Consider the following 14,592-nt stretch of genomic DNA (forward strand, 5'->3'; position numbering starts at 1 on the left):
GGTTCCCGGCCGATGAACGCGTGAGATGTCGGCATGGCGTGTTTCACTCCGCGTGACTTTCGCGCACCATGGGTGACGAAGCCGTAGGTGCCGAGGCTCACGGGGGGTGGCCATGGCCGAGACGCTGGTCAAGGAGCTGATCGAGGAGGCGCAGGGCAGGCGGCTGGCGCGCCGGCTCGCCGTCCGCGAGCTGCGGCCCCGCCGCGCGCTCGCCGGGCTCGCCGCGGCGCTGCTGGTGACCGCGTTCGGCGGGGTGGCCGCGATCGAGCTGCTCGCCGGGGCGCTCGGGTCGGCCGTCCACCCGGTGCCGGGGGTCGCCCCGGTGGTGGAGGCCCTGCGGCGGCACGCGTGGAACCATCCGGACGTGCTGGCGGCGTCGGGCGCGGTGGCCGCTCTCGGGGCGGCCTTCATGGCGGCCGCGCTGCCCGGGCGGCTGCGCGGGGTGCCGCTGGCGGGCGCCGATCCGCGGCTGGCGGGCGTCATCGGCCGCGCCGCGCTGCGCCGCACGCTCGCGGCCGCGGCGATGGAGGTCCCCGGCATCGAGCGCGCCCGCGTCCGGGGCCTCGGGTTCTTCCGCCGGGGCCTGCTCGTGCGGGCCGCCACCCACTACCGCAACCCGGCGAACCTCGCCGACCTCGTCCACGACGCGGTCGACGCGCGCCTGGACCGGATCGAGCCGATGCGCCGGCCGCCGGTCGACGTCCGCCTCGGCTGGCGGAAGGACTGAGGTGCCGGCGGGAGGGCCGCCCACGCCCGCGGGAGGTCCGGCAGTGCTGCGCAACGACCGACGGTGCCGACGGAAGGACTGACGATGAGGATCGCGATCGCGGTGACCGGGGCCGTGCTGCTGCTGGCCGGCGCGGCCGGCCTCGCCCTCGGCCTCGGCGCCTTCGACGCGTTCGGCGCCCTGTCGGGGCGGCCGCTGCTCGACCCCGTGCTGGCGCGCTTCGCCCGCGAGACCGGCTGGTTCCTGCCCTCCGCGGCGGGCGCCGCGGAGGTGCTCGCGCTCGCCGGGCAGCTGTGGCTGGTCATGCAGGTGCGGGCCGTCGTCCACCAGCGGTGGCCCGACCTCGACCCCGAGACCCGCGCCCGGGCCCGCGCCGCCGCCGACGTCCTGCACCGGGACGCGCGCGGGCTGCCCGGCGTCCAGGACGCCCGCGCCCGCCTCACCGGGACGGCCGACCGGCCGCGCCTGCGGCTGAACGTGGCCTGCGCGGGCGACGCCCTCGTGAGCGAGGTGTACGGGGAACTGGGCGCGGGCCCGGTCGAGCGGTACCGCCGCGCGGTCGGCATGCCCGACCTCCCGGTGGTGATCCGCTTCCGGCCCGAGGTCGAGCGGCCCCGCAGGCGCCCGCGCGGGCGCCGTCCGCAGCCCGAGTCCGCCTGAGCCGGGGGGGCCGGGCGGGGGGGGGGGGGGCGCCGCCGGGCCCGGGTGCACTCCCCGGAGGGCGGCCGCCGCCGCCCGCCCGGCGGCGGGGGGGCGCCGCGCGGCGCCGGGCGGCCGGGCCTCTCAGGCGGGTGCGCCGCCGGGTGCGGGGAGCGGTTCCTTCCGCGAACCGGAGGGCTCGGCGGCCGGACCGTGGTCGTCCAGCAGGGTGTCCTCGTTGAACGGGTCCTCGCCGGACAGGACGCCGCGGGCCCGCTCGGCGTCGAACTCCTTCGTCCACGTGCCGATGACCACGGTGGCGACGGCGTTTCCCGCGAAGTTGGTCAGCGCGCGGGCCTCGGACATGAACCGGTCGATGCCGACGATGAACCCCACCCCGTCGACGAGCGCGGGCCTGTGCGACTGGAGGCCGCCCGCGAGGGTGGCGAGCCCGGCGCCGGTGACGCCCGCCGCGCCCTTCGACGCGACGATCATGAAGAGGAGCAGCGGAATCTGCGCGCCGACCGACATCGGCCGGTCCTGTGCGGACGCGATGAACAGCGTCGCCATCGTCAGGTAGATCGCGGTGCCGTCGAGGTTGAAGGAGTACCCGGTCGGCACGGTGATGCCGACGACCGGGCGGCTCACCCCGAGGTGCTCCATCTTCGCGATCAGCCGGGGCAGCGCCGACTCCGACGAGGACGTCGACAGGATCAGCAGGAACTCGCGGGCGAGGTAGCGCAGCAGGGCGAACACGCTGATCCGGCTGACCGCCCACAGCACCGCGCCGAGCACCGCGAACACGAACACCGCGCACGTCGCGTAGAAGCCCAGCATGATCACGGCGAGGCTCTTCAGCGCGTCCCAGCCGCTCGACCCGACCACCGCCGCGATCGCGCCGAACGCCCCCACCGGCGCCGCCCACATGATCATCCAGAGGATCCGGAACACCAGCCGCTGCAGGTGCTCGACGCCCCGCAGGATCGGCGCGCCCGCCGGGCCGAGCCCCTGGAGCGCGAACCCGGTGAGCAGCGCGACGAGCAGCGCCTGCAGCACCTGCCCCTCCGTCAGCGCCGACACCAGCGTGTCCGGGATGATCCCGAGCAGGAAGTCGGTGGTGCCCTCGCCGCCCTCGGCCTGCGACTTCGCCTCGGCGACGGACGACGGGTCCAGGTGCAGCCCGGAGCCCGGGTGCAGCAGGTTCCCCACCACCAGCCCGATGGCCAGGGCCAGCGTCGACATCACCAGGAAGTAGGCGATGGTGACCAGGCCGATCCGGCCGACCTCGGCCGCCTTCGCGACCGAGCCGATGCCGAGGACGATGGTGCAGAAGATGATCGGCGAGATCATCATCTTGATCAGGTTGACGAAGGCGGTGCCGATCGGCTTCAGTTCCTGCGCGAAGTCCGGCGCGGCCAGGCCGACCACGGCCCCCGCCACCACGGCGGCGACGACGGCGAGGTACAGGTAGTGGACGCGGTCGCGCGCAGGCTGGGAGGCGGACGGGGCCACGGGGGACCTCCTCGGCTCAGGACCCCGGCATCGGTGCGAGGGGCGGCGCCCGCCCGGTCCGGTCGGATCCGCGGGCGGGCCGCCGCCCCGCGGCGGCGCCCATCCTCCGGCCGGAGCCGGAGCATGCACACCGTGGGCGCCGCTCTGGAGGTGAGCTCGCAGGTCGGGCGGGGGCTGGGGGTCTGTCCCCACGTGACTATGCGCGGTTCTGTGACCGGGGTCACCCTTGTGTACATTTCGTTCACGGCAAGGTGCGACGGGGTGACGGCGAGATGCGAGGGGGAGGGGCCGGGAGTGCGTCCTCGATGGGCGGCGCCGGGCCGCTGGAGCCTGGCCCGGCAGCTGCTCGTGCTCCAGGCGGCGATCGTCGGGCTCCTCGTGGCGGCCGGCGCGGCGCTGGCCTTCCTCGACTCCGGCCGGGCCGTGGACGACAGCGCCGCCCAGACGGTCTCGGCGGTCGCGGCGAGCATCGCCGACGCCCCGACCGTCCGGGCCGCGCTGGCCGACCCGGCTCCGACCCGCCTCCTGCAGCCCTACGCCGAACGCGTCCGGCACGACACCGGCGTCGACTTCATCACGATCATGAGCCCGGCCGGGATCCGCTACACGCACCCGAACCCCGCGCGCATCGGCGGGACGTTCGTCGGCAACACCGCCCCCGCGCTCGCCGGACGGACGTTCACCGAGACCTACACCGGCACGCTCGGGCCGTCCGTGCGCACCGTCGCGCCCGTCTTCGGCGAGGACCGCCGCGTGGTGGCCCTGGTCGCGGTCGGCATCACGGTCAAGGCGATCTCGGCGGAGCTCCGCCAGCGCCTGCTGGCCCTCGGCGCCGTCGCCGGGGCCGTCCTCGCCGTCGGGATGGCCGGCAGCTACCTCGTCTCCGCCCGCCTGCGCCGACAGACCCGCGGCGTCGCCCCCGACGAGCTGCGCGGCATGTTCGAGTACTACGAGGCGATCCTGCACGCCGTCCGCGAAGGGCTCCTCATCCTCGACCGCAGCGGCCGCGTCGTTCTCTGCAACGACGCCGCGAGACACCTCCTCGACCTGGACGCCCCCCACGGCCCCTTCCCGTCCGCCGCGATCCCCGGGCGGGCGCGGGGGGAGCCGCAGGGGCGGGACGTCGCGGAGCTGGGGTTGCCGGAGGAGCTGGTGGCGACGCTGGTGTCCGCGGAGCCTCGGTCGGACGAGATCCATGTGGGGGACACGCGGGTGCTCGTGGTGAACACCTCGCCCGTCCGGTCGGGGGACCGGGTGATGGGCAACGTCGTCACCCTGCGGGACCACACCGAGCTGCAGGCGCTGACGGGCGAGCTGGACACGGTGCGCGGGTTTGCCGAGTCGCTGCGCTCGCAGGCGCACGAGGCCGCGAACCGCCTGCACACGGTGGTGTCGCTGGTGGAGCTGGGCCGTCCCGGGCAGGCCGTGGAGTTCGCGACCGCCGAGCTGGCGAGCGCGCAGCGGCTCACCGACCGGGTCGTCGGCTCGGTCGGCGAGCCGGTGCTGGCCGCGCTGCTGCTCGGCAAGTCCGCCGAGGCGGGGGAGCGCGGCGTGGAGCTCGTGATCGGCGAGGACACCGTGATCGAGGGCGCGATCGAGCCGCGCGACCTGGTCACGATCCTCGGGAACCTCATCGACAACGCGGTCGACGCCGCCATCGAGGGCGCCGCCGCCCGGCCGCCGCGCGTCGGCGTCGGCGCCCGCGTGGAGGACGGGGCGCTCGTGCTGGAGGTGTCCGACAGCGGGCGGGGCGTGGACCCCGCCGCCGTGCCCGCGATGTTCCGGCGCGGCTGGACGACGAAGACGTCCGGCGGCGCGGTCGGGCACGGCCTCGGCCTCGCCCTGGTCGGCCAGGCCGTCCGCCGCAACGGCGGTGAGGTGCGGGTGGGCGCGGCCGGCCCCGGCCACGGCGCCGTGTTCACCGTCCGGCTGCCCCTGCCGAGGCGGGCCGCCGGGGCCCGGCGCGGGGGCGGCGAGCCGTGATCAGGGTGCTGGTGGTCGAGGACGACCCGGTGGCGGCGGAGGCGCACCGGACCTACGTCGAGCGGGTCGCCGGGTTCACGGTCGCCGGGGTCGTGCACTCGGGGGCGGACGCGCTCCGGTTCTGCGAGCGGACGCAGGTCGACGTCGTCCTGCTGGACTTCTACCTTCCGGACACGCACGGCCTCACCGTCTGCCGCGCGCTGCGCGCCGGGGGACGGGACGTGGACGTCATCGCCGTGACGTCCGCGCGGGACCTCGCGGTGATCCGCACCGCCGTGGCGGTCGGCATCGTCCAGTACCTGCTGAAACCGTTCACCTTCGCGTCGCTGCGCGACAAGCTCGTCCGGTACGCGCGGTTCCGGGAGCAGGCGGTCGGCTCGGGGGAGGTCAGCGGGCAGGCGGACGTGGACGGGATGCTCGCCACGCTCCGGACCCCCGACCACCACGCGCTGCCCAAGGGGATGAGCGGGGAGACGCTCCAGGCCGTGACCGGCGTGCTGGAGTCCGCGGCCGACGGCCTGTCCGCCGCCGCTGCCGCCGATCTCACCGGCGTCTCCCGGGTCACCGCGCGCCGCTATCTGGAGTATCTGGCGGAGAACGGGCTGGCCGACCGCCGCCCCCACTACGGCCAGGTCGGCCGTCCTGAGGTGCGCTTCTACCCCCGTTAGACGGGGTACCTATGGACCGACAGTTGGAACGACATCGGGGGAGTTGTCGTGAACGACAAGCCTGGCAAGCCCGGGAAGCCCACGGGCAAGGCGGAGTCCGAACCGGAGCGCGAGAAGCGGCCGCGCCGCGGCGAGGAGGCCACGGGCAAGGGGCCGAAGCGCAAACCGGGCGACGCCGCGCGCAAGATGCGGGAGATGTACAAGGGCTAGACGGTCGCGTCGGGCGGGGCGGTCCCGATGCTTGACGGCGGCTTGGGCTCCCATTTTGGGTCTATGTCGGCTTATGGGGCTAACGTCCAAAGGGAACGCGACGTCGAGGAGAACGAGGAGGCGTGCTTGTCCGACCGACGACACTCGGGCGGCTCCACCGAGGGGCTCTTCGACGCATGGAGGGTAGAGACGGACCACGGCACGGGCCCCTCCCGCTGAGCGGCCCGAAGACCCGGGGGCGGTAGCGATCGGCTTCGACAGCGATCGGTGACGGCCTCCGGGTCTTCGTCTGCCGAGTTGTGTTATCCAACTCACCGTCGGAGCCGATTGTGCTCTCCGGTCCGCCGAGCGGATACTGCCGAAGTGAGTTGGAAAACACAACGGAGGTGGGGTCCATGCGGGACGCGGTGATCGTGGAGGCGGTGCGCACGCCGCTGGGCAAGGGCAGGGCCGGCGGGTTCCTGCACGGCGACCACCCGGCCGACCTGCTCGCGCGGACGCTCGCGTCCCTCGTCGAGCGGGCGGGCATCGACCCGGGGACCGTGGACGACGTGATCGGCGGCGTGGTCACCCAGGCCGGCGACCAGGCGCTCAACATCACCCGCACGGCCGTCCTCGCCGCGGGGTTCCCCGAGAGCGTCCCCGCCATGACGGTCGACCGGCAGTGCGGCTCGTCCCAGCAGGCCCTGCACATCGCGGCGCAGGGCGTGCAGAGCGGCGCCTACGACATCGCCATCGCGTGCGGGGTCGAGTCGATGTCGCGGGTGCCGATGGGGTCGAGCGTCCTGCCGGGCAGCGACCCGTTCGGGACGCTGCTCCCCGAGCGCTACCCGGGCGGGCTCGTCGGCCAGGGCATCAGCGCCGAGCTGATCGCCGCGCGCTGGGACCTGTCGCGGGAGGAGCTCGACGCCTACGCCGCCGAGTCCCACCGCCGCGCCGCCAAGGCGTGGAAGAACGGCGAGTTCGACCGGGAGGTCGCCTGGACGGGGCAGCGGGACGAGACCGTCCGCCCGGCGACGTCGCCGGAGATCCTCGCCGGCCTGAGGCCCGCCTACCACGACGAGCGGATGGCCGAGCGGTTCCCCGAGATCGGCTGGAAGATCACCGCGGGCAACGCCTCCCCGGTCAACGACGGCGCCGCCGCCGTCCTGGTCATGGGCGCCGACGTCGCCGCGCGGCTCGGCCTGCGCCCGCGCGCCCGCTTCCACGCCTTCGCCGTGACCGGCGACGACCCGCTGCTGATGCTCACCGCGATCATCCCCGCGACCGCGAAGGTGCTGGAGCGCGGTGGCCTCACCCTGGACGACGTCGATCTGTTCGAGGTGAACGAGGCGTTCGCCCCGGTCGTCCTCGCGTGGGCGCGCGAGACCGGCGCCGACCTCGCGCGCGTCAACGTGCGCGGCGGCGCGATCGCGATCGGCCACCCGCTCGGCGCGAGCGGCGCCCGCCTCATGACGACCCTGCTGCACGCCCTGGAGGACCGCGGCGGCAGGTTCGGCCTCCAGACCATGTGCGAGGCGGGCGGACTGGCCAACGCCACCGTCGTGGAGCGGCTCTGACGGACGGTCCGGCCAGGTCCGGCGGCTAGGCTTCCCGGTATGCCGAAGGACGCCGATCCGCGCGAGTGCTCGATCGCCGACACGCTGGACCTGGTCGGCGAGCGCTGGAGCCTGCTGGCGATCCGGGAGCTGAGCTACGGGGTGCGGCGCTTCGACCAGATCGTCCGCAACACCGGCGCGTCCCGCGACATCCTCACCGCCCGCCTCCGCAAGCTGGAGGCGGGCGGCGTCATCCGCCGCGAGCGCTACAGCGACCACCCGGTGCGCCACGAGTACCGCCTGACGCCCGCGGGCGTGGAGCTGTGCGACGTCCTGCTCGTGCTGATGGCCTGGGGAGACCGGCACCTGCACCCGGACGACCCGCCCGTCCGGTGGCGGCACTCCTGCGGCGAGACCGTCAGCCCCCAGGTCGTGTGCCGCCACTGCGGCAACGAGGCCCGCCAGGGCGCCCATTCCCCCACCGGCCGGGGCGCCCGCCCCTGACCCACTCGCGACGGCGGCGCAGCCAGTCGCCGATGCGGCCCGCGAGGACGCCGACCGTCCCGTCCAATGGTGAAGGTGACCATCTTCGGGTTGAGAAGGTTGGTCAGCAGTCCGTTGAGATAGGCCCGCCGTCCCGAGACCCCGGCCGGTTCCGCCTCCACGTCCCCGCGGTCAGCGGGCCGATGCGGGGCGTCTCTCGGCCGCGCGGGTCAGGGCGGTGGCGAGGCGGTCGCGGGCCTCGGTCTGGGCGGTGATGCGCGCGTCGAGGACGGCGAGGCGGTCCAGGGCGATGCGGAGCCCCTTCTCCGACGGGGGCGAGGCCGCCACGTCGCCGTCCAGGCAGACCGAGAACGCGCGCACGTCGTCGAGGGTGAGGCCGACGGCGAGCAGCTCCCGGATGTTGCGGACCCGCACGGCCGCGCCCTCGTCGTAGATCCGGTATCCGTTGCCCGCCCGGCGGGACGCGATCAGGCCCGCCTCCTCGTAGTGCCGCAGCGCCCGCGGCGTCGTCCCGGTGATCCGCGCCAGCTCGCCGATCCGCACCGCCACCACCTCCTCCCCTCGTTCTACCAGGCGGTGGGCCCGCCGGCGCTCAGGCGACCACCGCGCCTCCGTCCACCGCGAGGACGGCGCCGGTGACGAACGAGGCGTCGGGCGAGGCCAGGCGCGTGATCGCCCACGCGACCTCCTCCGGCCGCCCGACGCGGCCGAGCGGGGTGTGCTCGATTTGCCACTGCCGGAGCGCCGCGAGGCGCTCGGCGGAGAGGCCCTGGTGCTCGCCCATCGGGGTGGCGATCGCTCCGGGCGCCACGGCGGCCACGCGGATGCCGCGCGGCGCGAGCTCCAGGGCCCAGCCGCGCGTGAGCGTCTCCAGCGCCGACTTCGTGGCGGCGTAGAACGCGTTGCCGGGCCAGCCCCGCTGCCCGACGGACGTGCTGACGTTGACGACGACCCCGCCGCCGTCGAGCGCGGGCAGCGCCGCCCGGGTCAGCAGGACGGGCGCCACCAGGTTCGTCGCGAGCTGCGGCGCGAGCGTCTCCGGGGCGAGGCTCTCCAGGGTCCCGCTCTGGACGATCGCCGCGTTGTTGACCAGCACGTCCAGCCGTCCGTGCGCGTCCGTCACCCTGCGCACGATCTCGGCGGCGGCGCCGTCGCCGGTGATGTCGGCGGCGAGCGGCTCGATGCCGGGATGCCCGTCCGCGGTCTCGGCCAGCGGGCCGGGCCGCCGTCCGACGGCCACCACGCGGGCGCCCTCGGCCGCGAACATGCGTGCCGTGGCGCGTCCGATCCCGGTTCCCGCGCCGGTGACCAGGACGACCCTGTTCTCCGAATTCGTCTCCATGCCCCGAGCCTGGAACCCTGCCGCCAACGGCAGGGTCAAGCCCGGCCGGCCCTTTCCAGGAGAAGGCGGGCGCCGGTTCGGGCGCGGGCGGCGGCGGTGGGGTCGCCCTGGATTCCGGCGACGACGATGGCGCCCTCGGCGAGCAGGTAGACGGGTTCGGCGGCGGACGCGTCGACAGGGGAGACCAGGGCCACGACCTGGTCGTGGAAGGCCCGCTTGTGGGCTCGCGCCGCGTCCGCGACCGCCGGGGAGGACGAGCCGAGCTCCCCGTGGGCGTTGACCCAGGCGCAGCCGCGGAAGCCCGGCTCGGCGAACCACGCGCCGAGCCAGTCGAACAGGGCGAGGACGCGCCGCCGGGGGTCGGGCTCCGCGTCCAGATGGGCGGCCAGGCTCGCGCGCCAGCGGCGGTCGCGGCGGTCCAGCATCGCGACGACGAGGGCCTCCTTCGTGGGAAAGAGCCGGTAGATGCGCTTGAGCGGCAGCCCGGACACGGTCCGCAGCTCGTCCATGCCCACCGCCTGGACGCCCTGCCGGTAGAAGAGGCGCTCGGCGACGTCCAGCAGGGCCTGGCGGTCCCGGTCCTGCTGCTCCTCGGTGATCGCGGCCGGCATGGGCGCTCCTGACTTGACGTTGAGAACGATCGTTCCCTACCTTAGCGGCAGAGATGGAGAACGCTCGTTCTCAACCCGAGGAGGCCGCCGTGACCGAGGACCGTCCGCCCTACCCGCCGTTCACCCTGGAGACCGCGAAGCAGAAGGTCCAGGCGGCCGAGGACGCGTGGAACACCCGCGACCCGCAGCGGGTGGCGCTCGCCTACACGCCCGACTCGGTCTGGCGGAACCGCGACCGGTTCGTCACCGGACGGGAGGAGATCATCGCCTTCCTGACCGCGAAGTGGGAGCGGGAGCTCGACTACGCGCTGCGCAAGAGCCTGTGGGGGTTCCGCGAGAACCGCATGGCCGTCCGGTTCCAGTACGAGTGGCACGACGCCGGCGGGCAGTGGTGGCGCAGCTACGGCAACGAACTGTGGGAGTTCGACGAGCGCGGCCTGATGCGGTGGCGGGAGGCGAGCATCAACGACGTCGCGATCGGCGAGGCCGACCGCCGCATCCGCGGCCCGCGCCCCGCCGACGAGCACGGCCTCGACATCCCGCTCCGGTAGCGGGCCGCGGTCAGCACTCGATGACGTTGACGGCGAGGCCGCCGCGCGAGGTCTCCTTGTACTTGTCGAGCATGTCGCGGCCCGTGTCGCGCATGGTCTTGATGGCCTTGTCGAGGGAGACGAAGTGGCGGCCGTCGCCGCGCAGGGAGATCCGGGCGGCGCTGATGGCCTTGACGGCGCCGACGGCGTTGCGCTCGATGCAGGGGACCTGGACCAGGCCGCCGACGGGATCGCAGGTCAGGCCGAGGTTGTGCTCGATGCCGATCTCGGCGGCGTTCTCCACCTGCTCGGGGGTGCCGCCGAGGACCTCCGTGAGCCCGGCGGCGGCCATCGAGCAGGCCGACCCGACCTCGCCCTGGCAGCCGACCTCGGCCCCGGAGATGGAGGCGTTCTGCTTGAACAGCACGCCGATCGCCCCGGCGGTCAGCAGGAACCGCACCACGCCCTCGTCGTCGTGGCCCGGGATGAACCGGTCGTAGTAGTGCAGGACGGCCGGGATGATGCCCGCGGCGCCGTTGGTCGGCGCCGTGACGATGCGCCCGCCCGCCGCGTTCTCCTCGTTGACCGCCAGCGCGAACAGGGTGATCCAGTCCATCGCGTGGAGCGGGTCGGACGCCTCCTCCGCGGACAGCTGCCGGTGCAGCTGGGGAGCGCGGCGGCGCACCTTGAGCCCGCCCGGCAGGAGGCCCTCCCGGGTGCAGCCGCGGGTCACGCAGGCCCGCATGACCTGCCAGAGTTCGAGCAGGCCGTCGTGGATCTCGGCGGCGTCGCGGCCGAACGCCTTCTCGTTCTCCAGCATCAGCGCCGAGATCGACAGGCCCGTCTCCCGGCACCGCTCCAGCAGCTCGGCGGCCGTGTCGAAGGGGTGCGGCAGGACGGTGTCGTCGGGCTTGATGCGGTCGGCGCCGGTGGCGTTCTCGTCCAGGATGAACCCGCCGCCGACGGAGTAGTACACCTTCGCGCGCAGCTCCCCGCCGGAGGCGTCCAGAGCCGTGAAGCGCATCCCGTTGGGGTGGCCGGGCAGCGACTCCTTGCGCTCGAAGACCAGGTGCTCGTTGACCACGAACGGGATCTCGTGGTCGCCGAACAGCCGCAGCGCCCCGCGCTCGCGGATCGCGGCGAGCCGCTCGTCCACCCGGTCGACGTCGACGAGCTCGGGCTTGTCGCCCTCAAGACCGAGGATGACGGCCTTGTCGGAGCCGTGGCCCTTGCCGGTGAGGCCGAGCGACCCGTAGAGGGTGACGGCGACGGACGCCGTCTTCTCCAGCAGCCCGTCGCGCTGGAGCCCCCGGGCGAACCGGTGCGCCGCGGCCATCGGGCCCCCCGTGTGGGAGGACGACGGACCGATGCCGATCTTGAACAGGTCGAAAACGCTGATGGCCATAGCTACCTCGTTGTAGCCGCGCCCCCTCCCCCTTGACGGGGGTCCCGCAGGGGGAGAGGGCGCCGGAACGTCACAGGTTCGGGTACAGGGGGTGCTCGTCCGCCAGCGCCTTCACCCGCGCGGCGAGCGCGTCCCGGTCGAAGGACGGCTGCAGCGCCAGCGCGATCACGTCCGCGACCTCGGCGAAGTCCTCGGCGGTGAAACCGCGGGTCGCGAGGGCCGGGGTGCCGATCCGCAGACCGGACGTCACCATCGGCGGGCGCGGGTCGTTCGGCACCGCGTTGCGGTTGACCGTGATGCCGATGTCGTGCAGGCGGTCCTCGGCGTCGCGCCCGGTGAGCTCGGAGTCCACCAGGTCGACCAGCACGAGGTGGACGTCCGTCCCGCCGGTCAGCACCTTGACGCCGGCCTTGGCGCAGTCCTCGGCGAGCAGGCGCTCGGCGAGCAGCTTCGCGCCCTCCACCGTCGCCGCCTGCCGGGCCCGGAACTCCTCCGACGCGGCGATCTTCAGGGCGACGGCCTTGGCGGCGATCACGTGCTCCAGCGGGCCGCCCTGCATGCCGGGGAACACCGCGGAGTTGATCTTCTTGCCGTACTCCTCGCGGGCGAGGATCAGCCCGCCGCGGGGACCGCCGAGCGTCTTGTGCGTCGTCGTCGTCACGATGTCGGCGTGCGGGACGGGCGAGGGGTGCAGCCCCGCCGCCACCAGGCCCGCGAAGTGCGCCATGTCGACCATGAGCAGCGCCCCGACCGAGTCGGCGATCCGCCGGAACGCGGCGAAGTCGAGCCGCCGCGGGTACGCCGACCAGCCCGCCACGATCATCTTCGGCCGGTGCTCGGCCGCGAGCGAGGCCACCTCGTCCATGTCGACCAGGCCGTCCTCGGCGCGGACGTGGTACGGCACCACGTTCAGCACCTTGCCGGAGTAGTTCAGCCGCATCCCGTGCGTGAGATGCCCGCCGTGCGCGAGGTCGAGGCCGAGGATCGTGTCGCCGTGCTGGAGCAGCGCGAAGTACACCGCCGTGTTCGCCTGCGCCCCGCTGTGCGGCTGGACGTTCGCGTGCTCGGCGCCGAACAGCGCCTTGGCCCGGTCGATCGCGAGCTGCTCGGTGACGTCGACGAACTCGCAGCCGCCGTAGTACCGGCGGCCCGGGTACCCCTCGGCGTACTTGTTCGTCAGGACCGACCCCTGAGCCTCCAGCACCGAGACCGGCGCGAAGTTCTCCGACGCGATCATCTCCAGGGTGCCCTGCTGGCGGCGCAGCTCCGCGGCGACGGCCTCGGCGACCTCCGGATCGGCCGTCGCGAGGGAGTCGTTCAGACTCATGATTCCTCGATCAGCTTGTCGTAGGCGGCGGAGTCGAGCAGGTCGCCCGGCTCCTCCGAGATCCGCACCTTGAAGATCCAGCCCTCGCCGTACGGGTCGTCGTTGATGACCTTCGGCTCGTCCACCACCGCGCTGTTGATCGCGGTGATCTCGCCGCTGACGGGGGAGTAGACGTCGCTCACCGACTTGGTCGACTCCACCTCGCCGCACGGCTCGCCCGCCTCGACGGTGTCGCCCTCCGACGGCTGCAGCTCGATGTAGACGATCTCACCGAGGGCGTCGGCGGCGTGCGCGGTGATGCCGACCGTGACGATGCCGTCCTCGCCACCGAGGCCCGACACCCACTCGTGCTCCTCGCTGTAGCGGAGCTCCTCCGGAACGCTCACGATCACTTCTCTCTTTCCACTGTGGGGGCGCGCCCCACACCGCCGGACAACTTGTTCAGGAACGCTTGTAGAACGGCAGGGCCACCACGTCCACCGGCTCGTGCCGGCCGCGGACGTCCACGGCGAGGCCCGCCTCCTCGACGCCGCTGTCGAGGTACGCCATGGCGATCGGCGTGCCCAGTGTGGGCGACGGGGCGCCGCTCGTCACGATGCCGCACGGCGCGCCGCCGGACGTGACGACCTGGTACCCCTTGCGAGGCGCGCGACGCCCCCGCGCGACCAGTCCCACGAGCCTACGGCCCGGCGGGGTCTGCGCCTGCGCCGCCAGGGCGGCCTTGCCCACGAAATCGCCTGGCTTGTCCAGCTTCACCACCCGGCCGAGGCCCGCCTCGAACGGCGTCGTCTCGGCCGTCAGCTCGTTCCCGTACAGCGGCATCCCCGCCTCCAGGCGCAGCGTGTCGCGGGCCGAAAGCCCCGCCGGGACGACCCCCTCCACCGCGGCGAGCGCCCTCCACAGCCCGACACCGTCGGACGCGTCCACGAACAGCTCGAACCCGTCCTCGCCCGTGTACCCGGTGCGGGCGACCAGCGCGTCCACGCCCGCGACCCGCCCCGCAAGGATCGCGTAGTACTTCAGGTCCCCCAGCGGCGCGTCCGTGAACCCCTCGAGAATTTCCTGGGAACGCGGCCCCTGCAGGGCGATCAGCGCGTACGAGTCGGACCGGTCGTCCACCGCCGCCTCGAACCCCGCGGCCCGCTCGACCAGCGCCTCCCGGACGACGGCGGCGTTCGCCGCGTTCGCCACCACCATCCACGTCTCGTCCGCGAGCCGGTAGACGATCAGGTCGTCCAGGACGCCGCCGTCGTGCCCGCAGATCATCGTGTAGCGGGCCTTGCCCACCGGCATCGGCGACAGGTTGCCGACCAGCGCGAAGTCCAGCGCGGCCCCCGCGCCCGGACCCGACAGGAAGATCTCCCCCATGTGCGACAGGTCGAACAGCCCCGCCCCCGTGCGGACGGCCTGGTGCTCGGCGGTCTCGCTCGCGTAGCGCAGCGGCATGAGATGGCCGGCGAAGTCGACGAGGTTCGCGCCGAGGTCCTCATGGACGTCGTGCAGCGGCGTCTTCTTCGCGGTCGGATCGGCGGACATGGGCTCGGCTCCTTCGTCACGGGCGCGCGTGGTCCATCGTCCCACTCGCGCACCGGGCGT

Annotated in this window: 16 protein-coding genes; 8 read left to right on the forward strand and 8 right to left on the reverse strand. The window is 73.9% G+C overall.

The window, feature by feature from the left end:
- Positions 1–112: 112 nt before the first annotated feature.
- Both AB0C87_RS26545 and AB0C87_RS26550 read left to right on the forward strand, forming a co-directional pair.
- Entirely contained in the window at positions 113–727 is a 615-nt protein-coding gene (locus AB0C87_RS26545; protein ID WP_360580056.1) for a DUF6286 domain-containing protein, read from the forward strand.
- Between the two features lie 84 nt (positions 728–811).
- A complete protein-coding gene (locus tag AB0C87_RS26550; protein ID WP_360580058.1) occupies positions 812–1,387 on the forward strand; it encodes a hypothetical protein in 576 nt (191 codons plus the stop codon).
- Positions 1,388–1,510: 123 nt separating this feature from the next.
- Here AB0C87_RS26550 and AB0C87_RS26555 read toward each other — a convergent pair whose 3' ends face one another.
- Positions 1,511–2,878 (reverse strand): cation:dicarboxylase symporter family transporter, encoded by a 1,368-nt coding sequence (locus AB0C87_RS26555; protein WP_360580060.1) that lies wholly within the window; start codon positions 2,876–2,878, stop codon positions 1,511–1,513.
- A gap of 294 nt (positions 2,879–3,172) precedes the next feature.
- Here AB0C87_RS26555 and AB0C87_RS26560 point away from each other — a divergent pair, with 294 nt between their 5' ends.
- The 5 genes from AB0C87_RS26560 (at position 3,173) to AB0C87_RS26580 (ending at position 7,781) form a co-directional block, all read left to right on the forward strand.
- Positions 3,173–4,861, forward strand: coding sequence for an ATP-binding protein (locus AB0C87_RS26560; RefSeq protein WP_353835205.1), 1,689 nt, complete (start codon positions 3,173–3,175; stop codon positions 4,859–4,861).
- Entirely contained in the window at positions 4,858–5,529 is a 672-nt protein-coding gene (locus tag AB0C87_RS26565; RefSeq protein ID WP_345184225.1) for a response regulator, read from the forward strand. Before AB0C87_RS26560 ends, AB0C87_RS26565 begins: the two co-directional genes overlap by 4 nt.
- A 48-nt stretch (positions 5,530–5,577) precedes the next feature.
- Positions 5,578–5,739 (forward strand): hypothetical protein, encoded by a 162-nt coding sequence (locus AB0C87_RS26570; RefSeq protein ID WP_179278653.1) that lies wholly within the window; start codon positions 5,578–5,580, stop codon positions 5,737–5,739.
- Positions 5,740–6,134: 395 nt separating this feature from the next.
- A complete protein-coding gene (locus AB0C87_RS26575; protein ID WP_360580062.1) occupies positions 6,135–7,298 on the forward strand; it encodes a thiolase family protein in 1,164 nt (387 codons plus the stop codon).
- Positions 7,299–7,337: 39 nt separating this feature from the next.
- Positions 7,338–7,781 (forward strand): helix-turn-helix domain-containing protein, encoded by a 444-nt coding sequence (locus tag AB0C87_RS26580; protein ID WP_345184229.1) that lies wholly within the window; start codon positions 7,338–7,340, stop codon positions 7,779–7,781.
- 171 nt (positions 7,782–7,952) lie between these two features.
- On the opposite strand, the gene AB0C87_RS26585 is transcribed toward AB0C87_RS26580, so the two are convergent.
- From AB0C87_RS26585 to AB0C87_RS26595, 3 genes are read right to left on the reverse strand one after another with little or no spacing between them, the layout of a single operon-like run.
- Positions 7,953–8,330: a MerR family transcriptional regulator gene (locus tag AB0C87_RS26585; RefSeq protein ID WP_345184231.1), complete on the reverse strand. Its 378-nt coding sequence runs from the start codon at positions 8,328–8,330 to the stop codon at positions 7,953–7,955.
- Between the two features lie 43 nt (positions 8,331–8,373).
- Positions 8,374–9,123: an SDR family oxidoreductase gene (locus AB0C87_RS26590; protein WP_353835203.1), complete on the reverse strand. Its 750-nt coding sequence runs from the start codon at positions 9,121–9,123 to the stop codon at positions 8,374–8,376.
- A gap of 35 nt (positions 9,124–9,158) precedes the next feature.
- Entirely contained in the window at positions 9,159–9,734 is a 576-nt protein-coding gene (locus AB0C87_RS26595; protein ID WP_345184235.1) for a TetR/AcrR family transcriptional regulator, read from the reverse strand.
- An 89-nt stretch (positions 9,735–9,823) separates the two neighbouring features.
- Here AB0C87_RS26595 and AB0C87_RS26600 point away from each other — a divergent pair, with 89 nt between their 5' ends.
- The gene (locus AB0C87_RS26600) at positions 9,824–10,285 is read left to right on the forward strand and encodes a nuclear transport factor 2 family protein (RefSeq protein ID WP_360580064.1); all 462 of its coding nucleotides are present in this window, start codon (positions 9,824–9,826) and stop codon (positions 10,283–10,285) included.
- Positions 10,286–10,295: 10 nt separating this feature from the next.
- Here AB0C87_RS26600 and AB0C87_RS26605 read toward each other — a convergent pair whose 3' ends face one another.
- The 4 genes from AB0C87_RS26605 to gcvT form a co-directional block, all read right to left on the reverse strand.
- Positions 10,296–11,669, reverse strand: a complete 1,374-nt coding sequence (locus AB0C87_RS26605) for an L-serine ammonia-lyase (protein WP_345184239.1) — start codon at positions 11,667–11,669, stop codon at positions 10,296–10,298.
- Between the two features lie 70 nt (positions 11,670–11,739).
- Positions 11,740–12,996, reverse strand: a complete 1,257-nt coding sequence (glyA, locus tag AB0C87_RS26610; RefSeq protein ID WP_345184242.1) for a serine hydroxymethyltransferase — start codon at positions 12,994–12,996, stop codon at positions 11,740–11,742.
- Positions 12,993–13,382 carry a glycine cleavage system protein GcvH gene (gene gcvH, locus AB0C87_RS26615; protein ID WP_345184245.1) on the reverse strand — a complete coding sequence of 130 codons (390 nt, stop codon included), beginning with the start codon at positions 13,380–13,382 and terminating at the stop codon, positions 12,993–12,995. The genes glyA and gcvH overlap by 4 nt, the downstream gene beginning before the upstream one ends.
- Positions 13,383–13,437: 55 nt before the next feature.
- Positions 13,438–14,532 carry a glycine cleavage system aminomethyltransferase GcvT gene (gcvT, locus tag AB0C87_RS26620; RefSeq protein ID WP_360580067.1) on the reverse strand — a complete coding sequence of 365 codons (1,095 nt, stop codon included), beginning with the start codon at positions 14,530–14,532 and terminating at the stop codon, positions 13,438–13,440.
- Between the last annotated feature and the right edge of the window lie 60 nt (positions 14,533–14,592).

The organism is Actinomadura sp. NPDC048021, from assembly GCF_040653135.1.
Lineage (GTDB): Bacteria > Actinomycetota > Actinomycetes > Streptosporangiales > Streptosporangiaceae > Spirillospora > Spirillospora verrucosospora.